The sequence below is a fragment of the Kitasatospora sp. NPDC058444 genome, assembly GCF_042721415.1.
Classification (GTDB): domain Bacteria; phylum Actinomycetota; class Actinomycetes; order Streptomycetales; family Streptomycetaceae; genus Kitasatospora.
This window is the reverse complement of record NZ_JBHXLL010000104.1, coordinates 1-1230: the sequence shown is the minus strand read 5'-3', so window position 1 is coordinate 1230 and position 1230 is coordinate 1. Positions and strand designations below refer to the sequence as shown.

Sequence of the window (1230 nt, the reverse complement as noted above, 5' to 3'; positions counted from 1 at the left end):
CTAGTGCCGCATCAGGCAAGGTTCGCCCCGTTGATGTGTCGTCCGGTTGCTGCGCCGGGCGGCACCGGGTGGTCAGAATGATCACGTGGCTGAACGCGTGCAGGTCCGTGAGATTGATGACGACGAGGGCAGACGGTTGCTGCGGATCGTCCGCCGGGGCACCGGGTCGGTGGTGACCTGGCGCCGGGCCCAGATGGTGCTGCTGTCCGCCCAGCGCATGCCGGTGGCGAGGATCGCCGAGGTGACGTTCTCCAGCGCGGACCGGGTCCGGGATGTGATCCACAACTTCAATGCCGACGGCTTCGAGGCGCTCTACCCGAAGTACCGGGGCGGGCGCCCGAGGACGTTCACCCTGCCCGAGCGCCGGGAGATCAAGAAGATCGCGAAGTCCAAGCCGGCCGAGCACGGCCTGCCGTTCTCGACCTGGAGCCTGGCCAAGCTGGCCGACTTCCTGGTCGCCGAGGGGGTGGTCGACGACATCAGCCACGAGGGCCTTCGGGTCCTGCTCCGAGAGGAGGGCGTCTCGTTTCAACGCGTGAAGACGTGGAAGGCCTCCCGTGATCCCGACTACGCCGCCAAGAAGGCGAGGGTTGAGCACCTCTATGCGATCGCCGACGGCGAGGTCATACCCGAGGAAGACGAGCCCGAAGTCGTCTTCTGCCTGGACGAGTTCGGGCCGCTCAACCTCCAGCCCCACCCTGGCCGGCAGTGGGCCGAGCGCGGCGGCAGGCACAAGGACCCCGAGCGTGAGCCACGTCCCCGGCGGCGGGCGACCTACACCCGCCCACACGGCGTCCGGCACCTGTTCGCCGCCTACGATCTGGCCAAGGACCAGCTCTACGGCCACATCAAGAAGACCAAGAACCGATCGAAGTTCCTGGAGTTCTGCCGCTACCTGCGCTCGCTGCACCCGGCCGACGTGCGCATCGCGATCGTCTGCGACAACTTCTCCCCGCACCTGACGACGAAGCGCTGTCAGCGGGTCGGGACATGGGCGGCGGCGAACAATGTCGAGATCGCCTACACCCCGACAAACTCCTCCTGGCTCAACCGGATCGAGGCCCAGTTCACCGCCCTGCGCTACTTCGCCCTCGACGGCACCGACCACGCCAGCCACAAGGAACAGGGCAGCATGATCCGCCGCTACATCATCTGGCGGAACAAGCACGCCGCCGACGAACGCCTACGCGACGTCGTCGCCAGGGCGAACGTTGCCTGATGCGGCACTAG

The 1230-nt window shown here is 67.1% G+C and carries 1 protein-coding gene; it reads left to right on the top strand.

The features are described 5' to 3' along the window. The first annotated feature begins 85 nt into the window (after positions 1-85). Positions 86-1219: an IS630 family transposase gene (locus ACFWP2_RS39620; RefSeq protein ID WP_380460986.1), complete on the top strand. Its 1134-nt coding sequence runs from the start codon at positions 86-88 to the stop codon at positions 1217-1219. Positions 1220-1230: the final 11 nt, after the last annotated feature.